This window comes from Mesorhizobium sp. M2E.F.Ca.ET.209.01.1.1, from assembly GCF_004010375.2.
Classification (GTDB): Bacteria; Pseudomonadota; Alphaproteobacteria; order Rhizobiales; family Rhizobiaceae; genus Mesorhizobium.
Genome location: NZ_SADP02000568.1, coordinates 1 through 349 on the forward strand (window position 1 = coordinate 1; position 349 = coordinate 349).

A 349-nucleotide genomic window follows, 5' to 3' on the forward strand; every position below is an offset into this window, starting at 1 on the left:
CTTCGAGGGCCGCGCCTATCATGTGCGCGACTTCTACGCCTCGCAGGTGCTGTCGATGATTCTCGGCGGCGGCATGTCATCGCGTCTGTTCCAGGAAGTCCGCGAGAAACGCGGCCTGTGCTATTCGGTCTATGCCTTCCACTGGGGTTTTTCCGATACGGGCATATTCGGCGTCCATGCCGCCACGGGGCAAAGCGACATCGCCAAGCTGGTGCCTGTCATCATTGACGAGTTGCAGAAGGCCGGCGAGAGCATCCTTCAAGAAGAACTCGACCGTGCGCGCGCCCAGTATCGCGCCGGGTTGATCATGTCCGCCGAAAGTCCGGCCAGCCGTGCCTCGCAGATCGCG

The 349-nt window shown here is 61.9% G+C and carries 1 protein-coding gene; it reads left to right on the forward strand.

The genetic code is table 11. The features are described from left to right. On the forward strand, positions 1-349 hold a 349-nt coding region (locus tag EN852_RS36935; RefSeq protein ID WP_135879766.1), incomplete at both ends, for an insulinase family protein.